This is a genomic window from Acetobacterium carbinolicum (genome assembly GCF_047456275.1).
GTDB classification, from domain to species: Bacteria; Bacillota; Clostridia; order Eubacteriales; family Eubacteriaceae; genus Acetobacterium; species Acetobacterium carbinolicum.
Genome location: NZ_CP173357.1, coordinates 3444237 through 3464491, shown reverse-complemented (window position 1 = coordinate 3464491; position 20255 = coordinate 3444237). Strand labels below are relative to the sequence as shown.

Sequence of the window (20255 nt, the reverse complement as noted above, 5' to 3'; positions counted from 1 at the left end):
TCAAGCACCAAATTTGATATAATTAGCTGAAAATAATCTGGCGTTTATTTAATCGGCGACTGGCAATTAAATGACACAGTAACAAATTGGTGCGAGGAGATTTAGGATGATTGATTATTTGAAAAACAGTGTGTTTGACATAAAATCCGATCAGATGGATGCGGAGGCCATACACACAAGTATTGTTTCAGGGGTACGGCTAAAAGGAGCGCCTCTCATTATTCTCTTTTGTGCGATCATTGTCGCATCGGTAGGTTTAAATACGAACTCAACAGCGGTGATCATCGGTGCGATGCTGATATCACCTTTGATGAACCCTATTATTGCAATGGGTTATAGTATCGCAACCTATGATGGCCTGCTGCTTAGAAATGCCGCGATCAATTTCATCACTCAGATCATTATTGCATTAATTGGTGCCTCGATTTATTTTTTCCTGACGCCTGTGCATGAACCAACCAGCGAACTGTTGGCGCGAACCGGGCCATCCTTTTTTGATATGCTGATCGCTTTCTTTGGCGGAACGGCAGGGGTTATCGGGATAACGCGAAAAGAAAAAACAAATGTTATTCCAGGGGTTGCCATTGCCACGGCGTTGATGCCTCCGATGTGTACGGTTGGTTATGGAATAGCGAATGGCAATGTTGACTACATTTTTTCGGCAGCTTATCTGTTTACGATCAATGCTTTTTTTATTGTTGTTGCAACCTTTATATTTTGTAAATTGCTCCAATTAAAACAAGCCGATGTTGTAAAAGAACGGTATAATAAAATTATTAAAAGATCAATCATTATCGGTGTAATTCTGATTACGATTCCAGCAACCGTTTCGGCGGTTTATGTTTCGGCGGTTTCAATTCAAAAAAACGCGATTTATTCCAGTGTGAAAACCTTTGTAAATGGCGAGGTCAATTCATCCACTACGACTACGATGCGTGCAACGATTGACCCAGATGCAAAAAAACTACGATTGGATTTAGTGGGAGATATCTATACTTCAGATCAGATTGACGAAATTAAGGGGAAACTGAAGGATTGTGGATTGGAAGACTACAGATTAGAAGTGATTCAGGATATTCGGACGACACTTTTTAGCTATTTCGAAAATGTGAATGGCCAAGGCATTCAAGAAAGCGAAATTGTGATTGTCTAAAAAGGGCAGATTAATTTAAAAAACACGATCACATGAGGGCAGAAAAAGCGACCTCAAATAAGTGATAACGGATAAAACAGAACAGCCACAAACCTGATTGGCAGGTTTATGGCTGTTTTTTTGCTTTGGTAGCATTATTTTGTTTTTAGATAGTGATGGCAACTTCTGGCAGCTTCCCGGCCTTCATTGATGGCCCAGACAACCAGGCTCTGACCGCGACGGATGTCGCCGGCAGCAAAGATGTTATCGACACTGGTCTGGTAAACGCCGTAATCGGCTTTGACATTGGAGCGGGGATCCCGTTCCAGACCCAGTTGGTCAACTAACAGGTCATCCGGTCCCAGAAAGCCCATCGCCAGTAAAACCAGGTCAGCGGGCAGAACTTTTTCAGTTCCGGGAATTTCTTTCATGATCATGCGTCCGGCTTCGTCGGCCAGCCATTCAATTTCCACGGTATGCACTTCTTTGACGTGGCCGTTGGCATCACCGACAATTTTTTTAGTGGTGGTGCAGTATTGGCGGGGGTCGTTGCTATATAGGGCAACTGCTTCTTCCTGACCATAATCCAGTTTATAGGTTTTAGGCCATTCCGGCCAGGGATTATTGGCAGCTCGAGTGGCCGGTGGTTTGGGCATAATCTCTAATTGCAGCACGCTTTTGCAGCCGTGACGGATGGATGTGGCAACACAGTCGGTGCCGGTGTCGCCGCCGCCGATAATGACGACATGCTTATCCTTGGCCGAAGTATAGTTGCCATCGGCCAGGTTGGAGTCTAACAGGCTTTTGGTATTGGCTGACAAAAAGTCAATCGCAAAATCAACGCCTTGCAGTTCTCGGCCTTCTACCGGCAGATCGCGGGGTTTGGTGGCGCCGCCACATAAGACAACGGCATCGTAATCGGCTGTTAAAGCGGCTACCGGATAGTCTTTACCAACCTCGGTACTGGTGACAAAGTTGATGCCTTCAGCGGTCATCAGGTCAACCCGACGCTGAACCACGTCGATTTTATCCAGTTTCATGTTGGGGATGCCGTACATTAACAGTCCGCCAATCCGGTCAGCCCGTTCGTAGACGGTGACGTTGTGGCCGGCTTTGTTCAGCTCGGCAGCACAGGCCAGTCCCGCCGGACCGGAACCGACCACGGCAATTTTTTTGTCAGTTCGATGTTTGGGGGGGGTGGGGGTAATCCATCCTTCTTTGAAGGCATGATCGATAATCGTGCATTCATTGACTTTAATGGTAACCTGAGGTTCATTTAGTCCCACGGTACAAGCCCCTTCACAAGGTGCCGGGCAAACCCGACCGGTGAACTCAGGGAAGTTATTGGTATTAAGCAGGCGGGCCAGCGCTTCCTTCCATAATCCTTTATAGATCATGTCATTCCATTCAGGAATTAAGTTATGAATAGGGCAGCCCGAGGCACCACCAGCAATCATCATGCCGGAGTGGCAGTAAGGTACACCGCAATCCATGCAACGGGCACCCTGGAGCTGTTGCTTTTCTTCGGGAAGTTCCAAATGAAACTCCGCCCAGTCTTTAATCCGTTCGAGCGGGGCCCGATCCTTTGGTACTTCCCGGTTATATTCTAAAAATCCTGTTGATTTTCCCATATTCGTCTACCTCCTCACTAATTTCCGCTTACCCGGGACAGATCCCGGTTATTTTCGTCAAAAGCTGCCATTAAGGCTTCATCGCCGGTAAGACCAAGGGCTTTAACCCGTTCCATGGCATCCAGCATTCGTTTATAATCGCGCGGTAAAACCTTGGTAAACTGTTTTGCATAGGTATCAAAGTCATCAAGTATTTTTTGTGCCAGTAAACTGTTGGTGTAATCCCGGTGTTTTGTTATTAAATCTTTTAACTCGGCGCGTTCAGTGGCATCGGTAATTTTAACCAGATTGACCATCTCAGCATTACAGGATTCACAGAAGTTTTCGTCCAGATCCAGCACATAGGCGACGCCTCCGGACATCCCGGCCGCGAAGTTTCGGCCTGTTTTTCCCAGGATGACAACCTTTCCGCCGGTCATGTATTCACAGCCATGATCCCCCACTGATTCAACCACGGCAGTAACCCCGCTGTTACGAACGCAGAAACGTTCGCCGGCGGCGCCCCTAATATAGGCTTCACCCTGGGTTGCGCCATAGAAGGCAACATTTCCAATGATGATGTTCTCTTCAGGGACAAAGGTGGCTTGCTTGGGCGGATAGATCACCATTTTTCCGCCGGATAGGCCTTTGCCGAAATAGTCATTGGCATCGCCTTCCAGTTTAATGGTGATGCCCTTAGGGATAAAGGCCCCTAAACTTTGGCCCGATGAACCCGTCAGGTTAAGCGTGATGGTATCCTCAGGCAAACCTGATTCGCCATAACGCTTGGACACCTCATTACCAATGATGGTACCAACGACCCGATTGACATTTTTAATGGTGGTGGTGATTTCCACCTTCTCAGCTTTTTCCAGAGCCGGTTGACACAGATCCAGTAACTCGGTTAGATCCTTGGATTTTTCGATGTTGTGGTTCTGTTTGATTTGACAGTATAAACCGCCGCCTTCGGGAACTTCTGGCTGATATAAAATACTGGAGAAATCCAGACCCTTTGTTTTCCAGTGATCAATAGCGCGATTCATTTCCAGTTTATCGGAGCGGCCGACCATTTCATCAATGGTTCTAAAACCAAGTTCAGCCATAACTTCCCGGAGTTCCTGGGCAATAAACTTCATGAAATTGACAATGTGTCCGGGATCACCGATAAACCGTTCACGCAGTTTAGGGTTTTGAGTTGCTACCCCAACCGGACAGGTATCCAGATGACAGACCCGCATCATTACACAACCAAGAATAACCAGTGGGGCGGTAGCAAAGCCATACTCTTCGGCACCTAGCAGGGTGGCAACTGCTAAATCTTTACCAGTTAGCAGTTTCCCGTCAGTCTCGACTTTTACCCGGGTTCTTAAGTTGTTAAGTACCAGGGTTTGGTGGGTTTCAGCCAGCCCCAGTTCCCAGGGCAGACCGGCATGACGGATACTGGTTCGCGGTGAGGCACCGGTTCCGCCGTCATAACCACTGATTAGAATGACATCAGCTTTAGCTTTGGCGACCCCGGCAGCGATGGTGCCAACGCCGACTTCAGAAACCAGTTTAACATTGATTCGGGCTTCCCGATTAGCGTTTTTTAAGTCATGAATCAGTTCCGCCAAATCTTCAATGGAATAGATATCATGGTGGGGTGGTGGTGAAATTAGACCAACACCGGGGGTAGAGAACCGTGTTTTGGCGACCCAGGGATAAACCTTACGTCCTGGCAGTTGACCGCCTTCTCCCGGTTTGGCACCCTGAGCCATTTTAATTTGAATTTCCTTGGCACTGGACAGGTAATGGCTGGTAACACCAAAGCGTCCGGAGGCGACCTGTTTAATGGCACTGAGCCTGGAGTCGCCGTTGTGCAAAGGAATGTGGCGTTCAGGATCCTCGCCGCCTTCGCCGGTATTACTCTTGCCGCCGATACGGTTCATGGCAATGGCCAGGCTTTCGTGGGCCTCGCTGCTTAAAGAGCCATAGGACATGGCACCGGTTTTAAAACGGGTACAGATACTTTCTACCGATTCAACCTCATCAATTGCAATCGGTTGACGGTCTTTAAAGCTCATCAGGCCTCTTAGGGTACAGGTACGTTGACTTTGTTCATCGATCAGGGCGGTGTATTCCTTATACGTTTGATAGTCGCCCATTCGACAGGCGTTTTGCAGTTTATAAACGGCTTCCGGATTATAGGTATGATATTCGCCATCGGCCCGCCATTGGAAATTCCCGCCGGACTCTAGTGCATTGGCATCGGCAAAAGGATTGTGATAGGCTTCATCATGACGCATCTGGGATTCCCGGGCAATTTCATTAATCCCGATTCCTTCGATTCGCGATGGGGTGCGGGTAAAGTATTTGTCAATCACATCCGAGTTGATCCCCACGGCTTCAAAGATCTGGGCCCCATGATAGCTTAAAATGGTAGAAATTCCCATTTTAGAAAGCACCTTGATAACACCCTTGCTGACCGTTTTGATATAGGTTTTAATGGCTTTTTCATAGCCTACACCGGTTAACAAGCCGCGATCAATCAGATCTTCCACGGTTTCAAAGGCCAAATAAGGGTTAATGGCGGTGGCGCCATAACCGATTAGCACCGCAAAATGATGAACCTCACGTGGCTCACCAGATTCTACAATCAGGCTAACCCGGGTTCGGGTTAGATTATTGATTAAATGATGATGGAGACCGGAGATGGCCAACGCCGAGGGAATGGGAAGCATATTAGCGTTAACACCACGATCAGAAAGGATAATAATGGTGTTTCCGTCGGCAATGGCTTTGTCAGCGGCAACAAAAATATCTTCCAGAGCTTTTTCCAGACCATCACCGCCGGTGTTACTTTCAAATAAGGTTGAAAGTGTAACGGCTTTTATCCGTGGGTCATCCAGTTCCCGGATCTTTTCCAAGTCTTCATTACTGAGAATCGGCATGTCCAGGCTGATCTGGTGACAACTTTGCGGTAAGGGATTAATCAGATTACCTTCACCACCAAGATAAACCTCAGTACCTGTGATCAGTTCTTCCCGAAGGGCATCGATGGGGGGGTTGGTTACCTGAGCAAACATTTGCTTAAAGTAATTAAAAAGCACTTGAGATTTATCCGATAAAACTGCCAATGGAATATCATTACCCATAGCCCCAATAGGGTCGACACCGTCTTTGGCCATCGGTATAATCAGGGCTTTTAAATCTTCATAGGTATAACCAAATGATTTTTGACGTTGAACCAGGGTTTCTTTATTGGAGCTTATTTTTGTTTTTGGTACGGGCAACGTATCCAGAGTAATATTATGCTCTTCGATCCATTTGGCATAGGGTTCCTGACATGCAACGGAATGTTTGAGATCTTCATCATTAATGATCTCGCCTTTTTCAGTATCGATCATCAGCATCCGACCAGGCTTTAAACGCTCCTTACAGAGAATGTTTTCAGGCGGAATATCTAAAACGCCGACTTCAGAAGAGAGGATAACCAGATCATCTTTGGTTACATAATAACGGGATGGTCGCAAACCATTACGGTCAAGAACCGCTCCCAGTCGAATACCATCGGTGAAAGCGATGGCGGCAGGGCCGTCCCAGGGTTCCAGCATGCGGGAGTGATAATTATAGAAGGCTTTTTTCTCTGGGCTCATGGTAGTATGTTTGGACCAGGGCTCCGGGATCATCATCATCGCGCTATGGGCCATGGAACGGCCAGTTAAGCTTAAAAATTCGAAGGCGTTATCAAAAATGGATGAGTCACTGCCATCGACATCAACCACCGGAAAGGTTTTTTCCAACTCATTGCCAAAGAGATCACTTTGAAGCAGGGATTGACGGGCATACATCCAGTTAACATTGCCCCGGAGGGTATTGATCTCACCATTGTGGATCACGTAACGGTTGGGATGGGCACGTTCCCAGCTCGGGAAGGTATTGGTACTAAAACGGGAATGAACCATGGCAATAGCGGTGGTGACATCCGGGTCTTTAAGATCCTGGTAGAACTGACCAACCTGATCTTCAGTCAGCATCCCTTTATAAACGATCGTGCGGGAAGAAAAGCTGGCTGCATAAAAAGACAACCCTTTCTTTTTAGTTGCTTTGTCAACCTGTTTACGAATGGTATAGAGCTTTCTTTCGAAAGCCATGGAATCAGTGATTGCCGGATTTTTCTTGATAAAGACTTGTTTAAGAAACGGCATGCTTTCAATTGCTGTTTTTCCCAGGTTGCAGAGATCTACCGGGACATCCCGCCAGCCCAGCAAGGTTTGTCCTTCTTTTTTAATCGTCTCTTCCAGAATGGTTTCGCACTGTTTTCGCTGGTCGGCATCGGTGGGCATAAATAACATCCCCAAACCGTAGTCCCCGGGTTGGGGCAGGATAAAGCCTTCTTGACGGGCGGCTTTTTCCATAAACTGGTGCGGGATCTGGATCAGAATCCCGGCACCGTCACCGGTATTTTGTTCGGAGCCCCGTCCGCCCCGGTGCTGTAAATTAATAAGCGTTGTTAAAGCCTGCTTGACAATATCGTGGGATTTCTTTCCTTTGATATGGACAATTGCTCCGATGCCACAGGCATCATGTTCAAAAGTGGGATCATAAAGTCCCTGTTTTGGGGGTAAATTAGTGTGTTTCATACGCATTTTAACCTTCCTCAGAAAAATCTATTAATTAGTGAAGATAATAGGATGGGCCAATTGAATGTTGAATTGATTGATTGATTGTTTTTTAACAGGGCTTTTATTTTCTTCTATTATATACACCATCATCAAAGAAATAAAATTTTGCAAAATTGACCGTTGACACATTCCCTATTGTAATAAATAAGATGGAGTTTTATAATTATACTATAAAGTTCGACAATTATCACATAAATTTCATGGTATTATCAGATAAAACAAAATTTTTTTGTAATGTATTTTGCAAATTAATGCAATCGATGTTTTTACATCGCGTTCAATTGTTTTCCTAAACCGCACAGTTATGCCCTGCATTGGTTTGCAACAATCATCTTGCTGATGTCAATGATGGCTTTATTAAAGGTTAATGTTTTTTTAAGACTTTATGGGATAGAAATAGCTCTACCTCAATTAGAAATGGGATTGTTTCCTAATCGGGATAGAGCTTACCTGGCTTGAGCAAATTCTTTATTCAATTGAGAGGTGCAATAACAGAATGACTAGCTTCATTTTGCTAACACTACGGTGCAAGAACGCGTTACTTAGAACATTTCCCTACTGAGCTGGTCAATCACGTCGCTGGTTGCTTCATAAACCCCAGGGAAAGAGCTGATGTTTAAACCCTGACTTAAGCATGGAATAAAATAAAGCTTGCCACATTCTTCACAGGCTTTTTTTGTATCCGCATAGATTTTTTCTCGGGTCCAGCCGGGGAAATCAACGCGGCCACTGTCGATATCACCCATAAAGGTGATTTTTTCGCCGTATTTTTTAATCAGCTCCGGCACATTGTTGGTTGTCATCACACCCTGCCAGATATCAATGCCCATTTCAATCATAAAGGGAACCAAATTGGCAGCATAGCTGTCACTATGGTGAATAATCAGTTCGACACCATTTGCTTTCCAGAATCCATAGACCTTCTTGTAGGCGGGGACAATGAACTCATCAAACATTTCAGGTGAAATAAAAGAAGAAATTTGGCTGCCCCAGTCGTCATGATGGAATAATGCATCGGGATGAATGTGCTTGACCACTTCTTTCGCATAAGCCAGCTCATAGTCAACAACGTAATCAATTAGCTCTTTCATTGCTTCGGGTTCTTCATATAAGGCCATCAGGGCATCTTCCATGCTCATTAAATGATGGGTCATTTCAAAAATCCCTGGGGCGCAAAAGGCGGTGACAAATTTTTCATTTCGATCCACTGATTTTGCATGCGCTTCGGCGGCGGCCCATTCTTCATCGGTATAAAAGACAGAAGGCGCTTTGACTTGATTTTTCCAATCTGTGATATCTTTTAGTGCCTTGTGTTCCTCATCGTGCATCGGAAAGGAACCGATTTGATCGGCAGGCCAATCAAAGGTGATCCCCCATTTGTTTTTAACCCGGGTGCCGGGAGCCGGAGCCAGGGGAAGATCCATAGGGGCCTCCATAATCAGGTCCATAAATTCGTATTGATTGACAAATCGGTCCGGATTTCCACCCTTTATTACTTCCATCAAGTTTTGTCTTTTTGTTAACATTGCAATACCTCCTAAAATTTTGGTAGATTGATTTAAATAAATTTTGTATGAAATGCGTTTGTTTAAGGGAGCAATAGAGACTTAAGCGGTGGCCAGTTCCTTGGCTTTAACAGCCGCACTACCGGCATCTGGGGCATAACCGTCAGCACCGACTTCGGCGGCGTATTCCGGCGTTACCGGGGCCCCGCCAACAATAACTTTAACATCCGGGCAAGCCGCTTTAACGGTTGCCACGGCTTCTTTTAAGGCGGGCATAGTTGTGGTCAGCAGACCCGAACACGCGACAATTTTCACATTGTCATTATCTTTAACTGCTGAAACGAAGGTATCGGCTGGTACATCTACACCGAGATCAACCATATCGAATCCGGCACTTTCGATCATCATCGAGACCAGATTTTTGCCAATATCGTGAAGATCTCCGGCCACGGTACCGATGACACAGGTGCCCAGGGAGGCAGAACCATCGCCGGCCATCAGTGGCTTTAAGACCTCAACCCCTTTTGACATGGCTTTAGCAGCGATGAGCATTTCTGGAACGAAAATTTCGCCAGAAGAGAATTTGTCCCCAACGACACCCATGGAATCGACCATCGCCTGGAGAATTTCACCTGGTGCACTGCCTTCATCCAGGGCTTCCTGGACCAGACCAGGGACCAATTTAGACTTTCCTGCTTCGACCTTTGCTTTGACTTCTTCAATTTTTGACATGTTTTTTCCTCCTGATTTGATTTATTTGTGATATCAGATGATATCAGCTTTAAATTAGTCATTTTCATGTGTGTGCATGAAATTTGCTAATAAATGCCTTAAGCTAAGGGGTGTTTACTTGAAGTTTGTCTGATATTTTTTAACAGATCCCATAATTATCATTTTTCAATTACCTCACAGGATAAAATTAAGCACGTTGCGTCTAAATTTTGAGGTTACATTACGATGTTGCTTGTAAGCAATTTAAATATAAAACATCAAGAGCAAAAAGTCAATTAAATTCGTAAAAAAATATATATAAACTAAAAAGAGACTTAAGAAAACGATTAAATACTGTGAAAAATAAAAAAAAGAAGAAGCTCCTATTGTTTGCAAACAATAGGAGCTTCTTCGATATATAAATAATTATTAACTTCCTTGAGTTGGGGATACTCTTCTAGTAATCGATCAATGGTGCAGTTAGCAGAACTGAGCAACGATTTAAGGAACAGGCTATTGTAATCAAATTTCAAGGAATAAAACATTTGATTGATGCACAGATCGAAGAGTTCTTCTTTTGTGAGGAGGATTTCTTTTTCATACTGCTTCATGGTCAGTGCTCGAATAACCCCAAAAGATGCTGTTACCGCACAATCACAGAGCCGTTCTTTATCCGCTGTTTTTATTTGATCGTTCTGGTTAACCAAGGTTTTATAAAGCTCAAAGAGATTTCCATCTCGGGTCGCTTTTTCCAGCAGATCAAATTTGTTCATCTCGTAAATAAATCGATCGTAATGTGCGTCAATTTCGGTTAATTTAAAATGTAACTTAAAAAAAGTTATCAATTGCAACAGTTCATCGTCAGTGGGAAGATATTTAAGCAGATGCGAGTACAGTGTTTCATAGTTATTATTAAGCATGTCGCTGGCGATGATATCTTTGGTCTTAAAATAATAGGTGACTAAACCCAGATTGACACCAGCTTCTTTGGCAATCATGGTGTTTGGGGTGTTGGCGTAACCATTTTCCAGGTAGAGCCGTTTGGCGGTGTTATATATTTTGTCTCTTGTGTTCATGATCTGGTTATCCTCATTCTCTTGTTTTATAGTATAATAGCATAAAAAACAAAAGATCGTCCATGTCTAATTTATTTTCAGTCAGAAGATCCTAATGAAAAGTTGGTATAAATGAATAAGTTTAAACAGGGCTGATAAGTCTGTCAGAAGCAGGCGGAAAAAGAAAATGATTGATTAGTTTATAATTGGGTAATAAAATAAAACTTAAATCGGGCGGTAACAGATTCTGATTCCAGTAATTTGGGTAAAGAAAGATGAGGATCATAAAATGAATCGATTAAAGTTTTCTTTAGTGGTAGGAATTACCGTGACGTTGGTTTTAGTCTTGTCAGGCTGCGGCAGTAATGCGAATAGTGGTAGTGCTGGTCAGTCTAATCTTTCAAGAGATACTGTTTATGAGTTTTATGATGCGGTGCAATTGGACCAGACAAAGCAACAGGTGGATGCGGAATTAGGCGTTACGCCAACCGAAAGCACTCAAATTGGGAATGTCTTTACGTATGTGAATAATGATACCGGTTTTGGGGTGAGTGTTATGTTTGATGAAAATGGAATGGCCACAAGTAAAACCTTGTTTTATTCACTGACTAAAGATCTGGCTTTTTTAACAACGAAAGCAGTGACTAAGGAACAGGCAGAAAGTATACCTGAGGGTGCCACATATGATGAAGTAAAAAATATTCTAGGCGGAGAGGGAACCGAAACCAGTGTCACCCAGATTCCCTTTGAAGATAATAAGTTAAGCTACATAAGGGTGTGGATCAATCAGGATGGCACTATGCTTCAGATCGTTTTTTTAACGGATGGAACGATCGGCAACGTGAAGTTTTTCAATTAACGAGAAACCAAAATGTCTCAATTTGCCTTTGGGCCGATTGAGACATTTTTTTTGGGAAAGCGCAGTTCTTGTTGCGTCTTTGCTAATGTGCTGATATAGTAGGAAAAATAAATGTGAGAAACAAATATATATATAGGAGCAAAAAAATGATAACGGTCAGTGCAACAATCATATTAATTTCAGTTATAATAATCGGGCTTATTTTTGCTTTGACAAATGGGCTTCATGATGCCAGTTCAGTGGTAGCCACCTTTATCAATTGCGGAGCGGCCAGTCCCAAACAGGCAATTGCAGTGGCATCTTTTTTTGGATTGGTCGGAGCAGTGATTGGTGGGAACTTGGTGGCGGATGCTATCTCAGAGTTAATTGATTTGCCAACTGACACCGCCTTATTAACGGTTCTGTTTGCTGCTGTTTTTGGAGCCACCTTATGGAATTTAATTACCTGGAAATTAGGTTTGCCCTCCAGTTCCACCCATGCATTAGTTGGCGGAATAATCGGTGCTGTGATGGTATCATCAGGATACGAACACATTTTGTGGGGATGGGCGGAGCTAGTTAGCGAGGGTCACCAAATTACCGGGATTGTAAAAGTGATGATGGCCTTGTTTTTATCACCGTTTATCGGTTTTATGATTGCGTTTTTTCTGGAAAAAGTGACGAAATTTATTTTGCGAAATGCCAGGGTTTCTATTAACAGGAAGATTAATAAAATACAATGGTTAGTCGTGGCGGGTCTTTCTTATAGCCACGGATCCAATGATACCCAAAAAATTATTGGACTTTTTACGCTGGCTTTGGCCGCGTGGAGCGGAACTGCCATTCACACGGCGCCTCTGTGGGTACGAGGGAGTGGCGGAATTGTCATGTTTCTGGGCACCCTGCTGGGTGGCTGGAGCATTATGAAGACCTTGGGGCGAGGGATTTTTGATATTAAGCCGCTGCATAGCTTAAATTCGCAATTGTCCTCGGTGGCTTCGATTTTCGGAGCAACCCTGGTTGGGGCACCGGTCTCCACCACCCATGTGGTGGTCGGCGGGATTATGGGTGTTGGCGCCGGAGATGAATACAAAATGGTGAATTGGGGAATTGTTAAAGAAATTCTGGTCGCGTGGTGCATCACCATTCCCTTATCAGCAGTAGTATCGGCCCTGATCTATACCATAACAACGATGATTTTTAAGGTTATCTAGAGGGAGAATAGAATAATGGAAAAAAGAAATATTATTGATCGGATTTTTCCGATTAAGTATCATTTTCATCAGATGCTGTTGATGCAGGCGCAAAGCAATGCATCCGGGGTGGAAGCCCTGTACAATTGGTTGAATAGTAGTGCCGACAAAGACAGCCAGGCATTGTTGGACTGCGTTAAAGAAGCGGACACCATTCGGATGGAGATGGAAAAAAACCTGACCGAAGCATTTGTTACCCCCTTTGACCGCGGTGATATTTACTCGATATCAGTTGGTATGAATCGAGTTCTAAAATATGCCCAATCAACCCTGGTTTCAATGAAGACCTTTGATGTGAAAGCCAATGATACCATTATCAGTATGGTTGAACAATTAAAAAGAGGGGTAGAAATTTTTGCCGAAGCAGTCAGCGATCTGAAAAAGAATCATGGTAAGTCGGAAGAAGCGGTGGTTAAAATGCGAGCGACCCACCGAGAAATTGAAAAGCTCTACATGGATGGTATGGTGTTTGTATTTGCCGGGGCTGATCCAATGACAGCGATAAAAAAACGCGAAGTCTATCATCATATCAAAGATGCGTCAACAAACCTGGAGGAAACGGTGGATGTGTTGCACCGGATTATTGTCCGATTGTCCTAGTGAGTAGTAGGAACACAGCGTTTAATATTAAAATCCTTAAGCATTATCTGAAATGATAGCAGAATATAAAGAACTTATGTTATAGTAATATATCCTAAATAGAGCAGATACGACAGAAATAAAGCATTACATCATAAAAGGATGATAAGAACAAAACCATACCAGCGGTGCGAAGGGTGAACAGCATGAATAATAAATTGTTAAAAATAACACGATGGCTGGCAATAATGATTGTTTTCTTCTTGCTGTTTCCAGCGGGAAGTCAAGCAGAAGACTTAGTTAATCCGGGTAGTCAATCCGTTTTGAAGACAACACCGGATGATCAGAGTATGTCGTTAAACGAAGGATTACAACAGGGAAGCGAAACACCCACTGAGATCAAAACCTTAGAACAGATACCAGAGATTAATACCGATGAAAACCTGGATCAGCAGATCGTTGTTATTTATAAAGAGGGTGGGGAAGATAATGTTAAAGACCTGGCTTTAACGGCCGAAACGGTTGTTGCCGGTGAGCAGGTCTCCAATCGGGTGGATCTTATTGAAGTCAGCGAAGAAACAGATGCAGAGGCCATGATGGCGAATCTGGCACAAAATCCTAATGTGTTGGCAGTGGATAAAAACGACAAAATCGAAGTGAGCGCCCTTCCTAGCGATCCCTATGTGGTGAGTGGTGCCGCCTGGCAGTTTAGTCGGATTGGTGCTGACCAGACCTGGGATCAGATTTCGAACGCTGACCCAGTAGTGGTGGCGGTCATTGATACCGGTTTAAATCTTAGTCATCCAGATCTTATCGGCAATACCGTTACGGGATATGATTTTGTAGCCGGAAAGCCCCAGGTTGTCGATTTGTCAGGTCACGGGACTGCGGTTAGCGGATGCATTGCAGCCGTTACTAATAATGGCGTTGGCACTGCCGGGATCTCCGGATTAGCCAATATAAAAATTGCCCCCTACCGGGCGGGTGGTACATACAGTGGCGATACTAAGCTGGACGTGGCTTATATTTGTGCGGCACTACTCGAAGCGGCAAAGCGGCCAGAGGTTAAGGTAATTAATTTGAGTTTTGGTGGTTATGGAACCTTTTCTTCTCTGGCGGTGGCTGTCAATGAGGCTGTCAGCGCCGGGAAAATCGTGGTGGCGGCTTCAGGAAATGAAGGCGAATCCTGGAATGTCCGGGTGGGTCAGTATTCCTACCCGGCATCTTACGACCATGTCATTTCAGTGGGAGCCATCAATAAGGACAATCTCCGGGCTTCGTTTTCGCAATACAATGACCGGGTGGATTTGTGTGCTCCGGGTCAATCTGTTTTAACCACCGCCAAAAGCGGCGGGTACGAGTATGCCAGTGGTACCTCTTTTTCCAGTCCCATTGTCGCTGGAGCCTGTGCGGTGCTGATCGCAGCCGATCCCAGTTTAACGGCTGAAACAGTTGAGACCATTCTTAAAAGCACGGCCCTGGATTTAGGAACAGCAGGCAGTGATTCTTACTATGGCAGCGGCTTGATTCAGTTAAATACAGCAGTAGCCTCGATCACTTCTAATGAAACAACAGGCATTACCTATCGCACTCATGTCCAGAATGTGGGCTGGCAAGGCTGGCGAAGTGATGGCCAGAGCAGTGGCACTTCCGGTCAGTCGTTACGGCTGGAAGGCATCGAAATCAAGACCGATAAATTAGGTTATAATCTTGGCATTGAATACCAGACTCATGTTCAAAATATTGGCTGGCAGGGTTTTAAAAGTGACGGCCAAACCAGTGGAACCTACGGTCAATCGCTACGATTAGAGGCCATTCAAATTCGGCTCACCGGAGCGGACGCACCCAACTATGATGTTTATTACCGGGTTCACAGTCAGAACTATGGTTGGCTAGACTGGGCTAAAAATGGCGCAAGTTCAGGAACGCAAGGGAAGGGCTTAAGGCTTGAAGCCATCGAAATAAAAGTTGTCCCCAAAGATGCTGCGCCGCCGGGATCAACTAGTCGACCGTTTGTTATATAAAAAATAATAAGTGGTTAAATTTTGAATAAAGTTGACTAACGGGGGTAAACTATCTAATAGAGATCAAATAGTGATCAAGTAAATATTAGGAAAGGAGTATCTGGAGATGATTATTACCTGGGACAATATCAGTGAAGTGAACCGCCGCATTAAAGAGCGCGATCTGGACTACAAGGTTCATTTAAGTGATGCCTGTGGCGGACAGAGCATGTGGATAGAAGCTTTGAATAAGGATAATCGTTTTGACAATTTGGATGATTTGAACGGTTTGATACAGGATTACTTTTTGGAGATTCATGCCGATGTAGAGTTCAGCTGGGACAAAAAATCCTTTTGGTCAAAAGATCGTTCCCTGATATTTTGATTGGAAGTCGTTTTAATTATAATTAATGGGGTGACCCATACAAATTGAGACACCACAAACAAGGAGCGTTTCCGGGCCCCTTGCTTGTGGTGTTGCTATTTTTTGACATATTTATTAACCAGACGATAAGCGGTGGTTTGGCTTAAGCCCAAAGAATCGGCCAGATCGTTTATATTGTCGTAAATTTCATAATAGTCTTCAATAATTCCGCGTTTATAATTTTCCACCAGATCATCAAAAATGATTTTCTTTTTATTAATACTTTCTTTTGTTACAAAGGCAGCTACCTGTTCAGGCAATTTGTCACTGCCAATAACACTGCCAAGACTCATGACTGCCATTTGCTCGACGGCATTTTTTAGCTGACGGACATTTCCCGGCCAGTCATATTGGATCAAGGCTTCAATAACCGGATTAGAAAAAACCTTGTTCTGATTATACTTTTTATTGTATTCCTTTAGATAATACTGGGCAATGGGGAAAATATCATCCCGCCGCTCCCGTAGTGATGGTACCGTTTGGGTGATCCCATTGATGCGCCAATACAAGTCTTCCCGAAAGACGTTTTTGGCGACCTGTTCTTCCAGATTTTTATTAGTGGCGGTAATAATTCGGGTGTTGACCATTTTTTTCTCTAATCCCCCTACCGAAGTAAAGCGCTGGTTCTCCAGGAAATCCAGGAGTTTGACCTGAATATTAGGTTGGAGTTCTCCGATTTCATCAAGAAACAAGGTACCGTGATTGGCCATTTCTACCAATCCCTTTTTGCCTTTGGGGCTGGCGCCGGTGAAGGCATAGGGAACATACCCAAAGAGTTCGCTTTCAATAAGATTGTCGGGAATCGAAGCACAATTGATGGAAATAAAGGGATTGGCTTTGCGGGGGCTGCAATCATGAATAAATTTGGCAATCAGACTTTTACCTACCCCACTTTCACCCAGCAGTAAAATCGGAATATCCGATTTGGCGGCCTTCTTCAATTTGTGCAGAGTCTGGTAGAGAATATAACTGCGACCAACAATATTGTTACTCGCTTTGGTCCGCTCTTCCCGAGAGCCCTTTTTATCTTTAATCTCATCATCGGTTAATTTTTCCTGATTCAGGTAATCCAGATCAAACTCAACAAAAGATTCCCGCTTTAGGGTGTTATAAACCAGCATAACCAATTCGTGATCAGGATTATAAAGCGGTGTCGTAATGGTAATGTGCTCTTCGTCGGTCAGGAGAGAGCGCTGTCGGGAGATAATCGTGTGTTTTTTTTCAATGGCAGTGGCAGTGGACGGCGGTGTCCAGAAGCCCTGGAAGGAGGTTAAAAAATTAAGTTTCCACATTTTTTCTGCCGGAATCCCATGGTACTCCAGACAGGCCGGATTGGCGTAAAGAACATTACCATCCTTATCGGTTACGGTGACTTCAATAAAACTGTTTTCCAAGATATCCAGAAAAAATTCACTGGAAAGGGTTTTTAGATAGTCCGCATATTCCGGACTATGGTTCATTTCGTTTGTTATCATGCTATTTCCTCGTTCTTATATTTATATTGGGGTCTTTATTGCCTGTTTTTTATTTAAGAGTACATCAATCAATCATTCTTATCAGTTAAAATCGTTTTCATCACTACAACTTGATGATAAATCAAATGATTCGAATTAACAAGAGCAAAAAAACAGTTATTTCCAATAATGAAAAAATAAAAGCTAACTTTTTCATTATTGGAAATAATATTTGCGTTACGAAAGACGGCAAATAGCCAGTTGATCGAAATAAGCGCTTTTATTCATGTTGGCACGATTATTGCGATATATAACAGCAAGAATTAACATAACATCTCGTAAATAAGTAAGAAAGGAGAAAAGTGTAATCGTTTAGGCTGCGAGAAAGAAAAAACAGGGTCCATGACTAATACAGACAGGAATAGGACAATTGTTTTTTATGTTGTGAATTTTGCAATAATTAATTATAAGTTTATGAAGGAGACAAAAATGTTTAGATTTACAGCAGATCAGTTTGTTTATGATATTAATGGAACTAAGATTGGTGGACAGCCTGGGGAGTATCCCACCGTTTTAATTGGGAGTATTTTTTATCGCGGTCATAAGATAACCAAAGATTCAGAAAAAGGGTTGTTTGATGAAACAGCAGCCAAAGATTTACTGGATAAAGAAGCGGAACTATCAGCCGAAACCGGTAATCCCAGAATTGTCGATGTATTAGGGGATACCGAGGTCGCTCTGACCAAACATGTCGAGTTTGTCCTAAAGCACACCACTTCTCCAATTTTGCTTGACAGCCCCAGCCCGGAGGTGCGAATTGAAACACTCAAACATTTTGCTAACGATCCAGTGGCGATGAGTCGAATTATTTACAACTCATTGGAAGAAAGTTGTACCGAGCATGAGTTGGAAGTCATGAAAGAGTGTGGTGTTAAGACGGCGGTTGTTCTGGCCTTCAGTAAAAAACATTTACAGCCAGCCAAACGCGTGAAACTGCTGATCGGCGATGAAAAAAACGAAGGGCTGTTGACCAAGGCTAAACGAGCTGGTGTTGAGCAATTTCTGATTGATCCCGGGGTTCTGGATGTTGCCAGTAGCAGTTGGACGGCCATGGCAATCCGAGATATTAAAGAACAACATGGTTTTCCCGGTGGATGTGCTTCATCGAACGCCCTCTATTTATGGAAAAAAATGCGATCAAAAGGCAGTCCTTATTTTGAAGCGGCCGGCGCTTCGGTCTTTACTTTTCCATTGACTCACGGTGCTGATTTTATTTTATATGGACCAATGGCCAATGCCGCCTGGGTGTATCAAGCCGCTGCGACCACCGATGCGATGTTGTCTTATTGCAATAAGATCACCGGAACAAAACTGGGGACACTGGAAACACCGCTGATGAAAATTTTCTAAAAACTTTGAACCAAATCTAAAATAAGAGGAGGAGTAACTAAAATGCAAGAAAAAACGACAAAGAATCGAACAGTGTTGTATATTTCAGCAGCAATCGCTATCGTTTTTGTATTAGCTAGTATGCTTTTTACTGAAGGTACTACAGCCGTATTTAATCTGTTAAATTCATTTATTACAACGTCTTTTGGATGGTTGTATTTATTGGCAGTCGGGATATTTATTGTGTTTGCCATCGGTGTTGCCATCAGTCCATTTGGAAAAATTATATTGGGTAAGGATGATGATAAACCTGAATTTACTAACTTCCAATGGTTTTCAATGTTATTTGGCGGTGGGATGGGAATTGGTTTGGTATTCTGGTCGGTATCGGAACCGATTATGCATTATCTGAGTCCGCCCGTTGGAGAAGGGGGAACTCAGGCAGCAATGGAAATAGCCATGCGAACCACCTTCTTCCACTGGGGATTGCATCCATGGGTAGTCTTTGCAATTGGCGGTTTGGGACTGGCATATTTTCAATTTAGAAAAGACTTGCCATTCTTGATCAGTTCAGCTTTCTATCCATTGATTGGTGAAAAAATACATGGACCAATCGGTAAAACGATCGACATTCTGGCAGTTTTTGCAACAATTTTCGGTGTCGCAACAAGCTTGGGTTTTGGAGCAACTCAAATTGCTACTGGTTTGCAATACATATGGGGGATTCAATCCTCGCCAATGGTGATTTCGATCATTATTGCTGTGATGACAGCAATCTTTACTTTAGCAACAATATCAGGACTGCATAAGGCAATGCAAGTCGCAGCTAATATAAAAATCTGGCTTTCAATTGGATTTATGGTTTTTATCTTTATTTTTGGCGGCAGCGTGTTTATTTTAAATAATTTCACGAATTCATTAGGCGCTTATCTGCAGAACATTGTCGGTCAAACTTTCTGGATGGGGAATGTTGAATGGTTAAACGGCTGGACCGTCTTCTATTGGGCATGGTGGATTGCCTGGGCTCCATTTGTGGGACAGTTCGTTGCACGTGTATCTAAAGGCAGAAGCATTCGCGAATTTATTTTAGCCGTAGCCTTACTTCCTTCTGGTTTTTCTCTGATTTGGATTGCAATTTACGGCGGTGCTGCATTTAATTTAAATGCAATCTCCGGTGGCGCAATCGAAGCGGCAGTTAGTGCCGATTATACCACCGCACTATACGCTCTTTTGCAACAATTACCACTCTATGGCATTACGTCAATCCTAGCGATTTTCCTGATTTTAATCTGCTTTGTTGGAGCAGCGAACTCAGCAACCTATGTTTTAGCGATGCTGACATCAGACGGAGATATGGATCCGGACAAAAAATTAAGAGGTGGCTGGGGTATTGCCCAGGGCCTAATCACCATTATGTTAATTCTTGTGGGTGGAACTTCAGCCTTAAAAGCCTTGCAAACAGCGTCAATTGTCGCGGCATTCCCCTATATGCTGGTTATGATTGTGATGTGTTTTAGTATTCTTAAAGCGCTAAAAGCTGACTATGCTGAAACCCAGTTAAAACTTAATAAAAATGGATTTAAAGAAACGGGCGAAAGCCTACTGGCAGCAGATGTTTCAAACAAAGGTTAAAAAATT

General features: G+C 43.6%; 14 protein-coding genes. 8 read left to right on the top strand and 6 right to left on the bottom strand.

Features of this window, described 5'->3' with window-relative positions; genetic code table 11:
• Window positions 1–106 precede the first annotated feature (106 nt).
• Entirely contained in the window at window positions 107–1153 is a 1047-nt protein-coding gene (locus ACIZ62_RS16065) for a DUF389 domain-containing protein (RefSeq protein ID WP_204355418.1), read from the top strand.
• 134 nt (window positions 1154–1287) lie between these two features.
• On the opposite strand, the gene ACIZ62_RS16060 is transcribed toward ACIZ62_RS16065, so the two are convergent.
• From ACIZ62_RS16060 to ACIZ62_RS16040, 5 genes are all read right to left on the bottom strand, one after another.
• The gene (locus ACIZ62_RS16060) at window positions 1288–2763 is read right to left on the bottom strand and encodes a glutamate synthase subunit beta (RefSeq protein ID WP_111888973.1); all 1476 of its coding nucleotides are present in this window, start codon (window positions 2761–2763) and stop codon (window positions 1288–1290) included.
• 17 nt (window positions 2764–2780) lie between these two features.
• Window positions 2781–7364, bottom strand: coding sequence for a glutamate synthase large subunit (gene gltB, locus ACIZ62_RS16055; RefSeq protein ID WP_414151868.1), 4584 nt, complete (start codon window positions 7362–7364; stop codon window positions 2781–2783).
• 584 nt (window positions 7365–7948) lie between these two features.
• A complete protein-coding gene (locus ACIZ62_RS16050) occupies window positions 7949–8932 on the bottom strand; it encodes a uroporphyrinogen decarboxylase family protein (protein WP_414150602.1) in 984 nt (327 codons plus the stop codon).
• Window positions 8933–9013: 81 nt separating this feature from the next.
• Window positions 9014–9643 carry a corrinoid protein gene (locus ACIZ62_RS16045; protein WP_111888976.1) on the bottom strand — a complete coding sequence of 210 codons (630 nt, stop codon included), beginning with the start codon at window positions 9641–9643 and terminating at the stop codon, window positions 9014–9016.
• Window positions 9644–10005: 362 nt separating this feature from the next.
• The gene (locus ACIZ62_RS16040; protein ID WP_111888977.1) at window positions 10006–10698 is read right to left on the bottom strand and encodes a TetR/AcrR family transcriptional regulator; all 693 of its coding nucleotides are present in this window, start codon (window positions 10696–10698) and stop codon (window positions 10006–10008) included.
• A 268-nt stretch (window positions 10699–10966) separates the two neighbouring features.
• On the opposite strand from ACIZ62_RS16040, the gene ACIZ62_RS16035 reads away from it, so the two are divergent.
• The 5 genes from ACIZ62_RS16035 to ACIZ62_RS16015 all read left to right on the top strand — a co-directional run bounded on the left by ACIZ62_RS16035 (window position 10967) and on the right by ACIZ62_RS16015 (window position 15735).
• Complete coding sequence (locus tag ACIZ62_RS16035; protein WP_111888978.1) at window positions 10967–11536, top strand: hypothetical protein; 570 nt, start codon at window positions 10967–10969, stop codon at window positions 11534–11536.
• A 146-nt stretch (window positions 11537–11682) separates the two neighbouring features.
• Window positions 11683–12729, top strand: a complete 1047-nt coding sequence (locus ACIZ62_RS16030) for an inorganic phosphate transporter (protein ID WP_111888979.1) — start codon at window positions 11683–11685, stop codon at window positions 12727–12729.
• Window positions 12730–12744: 15 nt separating this feature from the next.
• Window positions 12745–13368, top strand: a complete 624-nt coding sequence (locus ACIZ62_RS16025; protein WP_111888980.1) for a DUF47 domain-containing protein — start codon at window positions 12745–12747, stop codon at window positions 13366–13368.
• Between the two features lie 185 nt (window positions 13369–13553).
• Window positions 13554–15371, top strand: coding sequence for a S8 family serine peptidase (locus tag ACIZ62_RS16020; RefSeq protein ID WP_242988518.1), 1818 nt, complete (start codon window positions 13554–13556; stop codon window positions 15369–15371).
• Window positions 15372–15477: 106 nt separating this feature from the next.
• Complete coding sequence (locus ACIZ62_RS16015; RefSeq protein ID WP_111888981.1) at window positions 15478–15735, top strand: RDAC family protein; 258 nt, start codon at window positions 15478–15480, stop codon at window positions 15733–15735.
• Window positions 15736–15830: 95 nt separating this feature from the next.
• On the opposite strand, the gene ACIZ62_RS16010 is transcribed toward ACIZ62_RS16015, so the two are convergent.
• Window positions 15831–17249 (bottom strand): sigma-54 interaction domain-containing protein, encoded by a 1419-nt coding sequence (locus ACIZ62_RS16010; RefSeq protein WP_111888982.1) that lies wholly within the window; start codon window positions 17247–17249, stop codon window positions 15831–15833.
• A 468-nt stretch (window positions 17250–17717) separates the two neighbouring features.
• Here ACIZ62_RS16010 and mtgA point away from each other — a divergent pair, with 468 nt between their 5' ends.
• A complete protein-coding gene (mtgA, locus tag ACIZ62_RS16005) occupies window positions 17718–18638 on the top strand; it encodes a [methyl-Co(III) glycine betaine-specific corrinoid protein]--tetrahydrofolate methyltransferase MtgA (protein ID WP_111888983.1) in 921 nt (306 codons plus the stop codon).
• A gap of 42 nt (window positions 18639–18680) precedes the next feature.
• Complete coding sequence (locus ACIZ62_RS16000; protein ID WP_242988519.1) at window positions 18681–20249, top strand: glycine betaine uptake BCCT transporter; 1569 nt, start codon at window positions 18681–18683, stop codon at window positions 20247–20249.
• Window positions 20250–20255 lie beyond the last annotated feature (6 nt).

Excerpts from the sequence above, each read along its gene's own strand:
- mtgA (WP_111888983.1), top strand. The coding sequence starts at position 17,718 with ATGTTTAGATTTACAGCAGATCAGTTTGTTTATGATATTAATGGAACT.
- ACIZ62_RS16035 (WP_111888978.1), top strand. The coding sequence starts at position 10,967 with ATGAATCGATTAAAGTTTTCTTTAGTGGTAGGAATTACCGTGACGTTG.
- ACIZ62_RS16065 (WP_204355418.1), top strand. The coding sequence starts at position 107 with ATGATTGATTATTTGAAAAACAGTGTGTTTGACATAAAATCCGATCAG.
- gltB (WP_414151868.1), bottom strand. The coding sequence starts at position 7,364 with ATGAAACACACTAATTTACCCCCAAAACAGGGACTTTATGATCCCACT.
- ACIZ62_RS16020 (WP_242988518.1), top strand. The coding sequence starts at position 13,554 with ATGAATAATAAATTGTTAAAAATAACACGATGGCTGGCAATAATGATT.
- ACIZ62_RS16030 (WP_111888979.1), top strand. The coding sequence starts at position 11,683 with ATGATAACGGTCAGTGCAACAATCATATTAATTTCAGTTATAATAATC.
- ACIZ62_RS16045 (WP_111888976.1), bottom strand. The coding sequence starts at position 9,643 with ATGTCAAAAATTGAAGAAGTCAAAGCAAAGGTCGAAGCAGGAAAGTCT.
- ACIZ62_RS16015 (WP_111888981.1), top strand. The coding sequence starts at position 15,478 with ATGATTATTACCTGGGACAATATCAGTGAAGTGAACCGCCGCATTAAA.
- ACIZ62_RS16025 (WP_111888980.1), top strand. The coding sequence starts at position 12,745 with ATGGAAAAAAGAAATATTATTGATCGGATTTTTCCGATTAAGTATCAT.
- ACIZ62_RS16040 (WP_111888977.1), bottom strand. The coding sequence starts at position 10,698 with ATGAACACAAGAGACAAAATATATAACACCGCCAAACGGCTCTACCTG.
- ACIZ62_RS16060 (WP_111888973.1), bottom strand. The coding sequence starts at position 2,763 with ATGGGAAAATCAACAGGATTTTTAGAATATAACCGGGAAGTACCAAAG.
- ACIZ62_RS16010 (WP_111888982.1), bottom strand. The coding sequence starts at position 17,249 with ATGATAACAAACGAAATGAACCATAGTCCGGAATATGCGGACTATCTA.
- ACIZ62_RS16050 (WP_414150602.1), bottom strand. The coding sequence starts at position 8,932 with ATGTTAACAAAAAGACAAAACTTGATGGAAGTAATAAAGGGTGGAAAT.
- ACIZ62_RS16000 (WP_242988519.1), top strand. The coding sequence starts at position 18,681 with ATGCAAGAAAAAACGACAAAGAATCGAACAGTGTTGTATATTTCAGCA.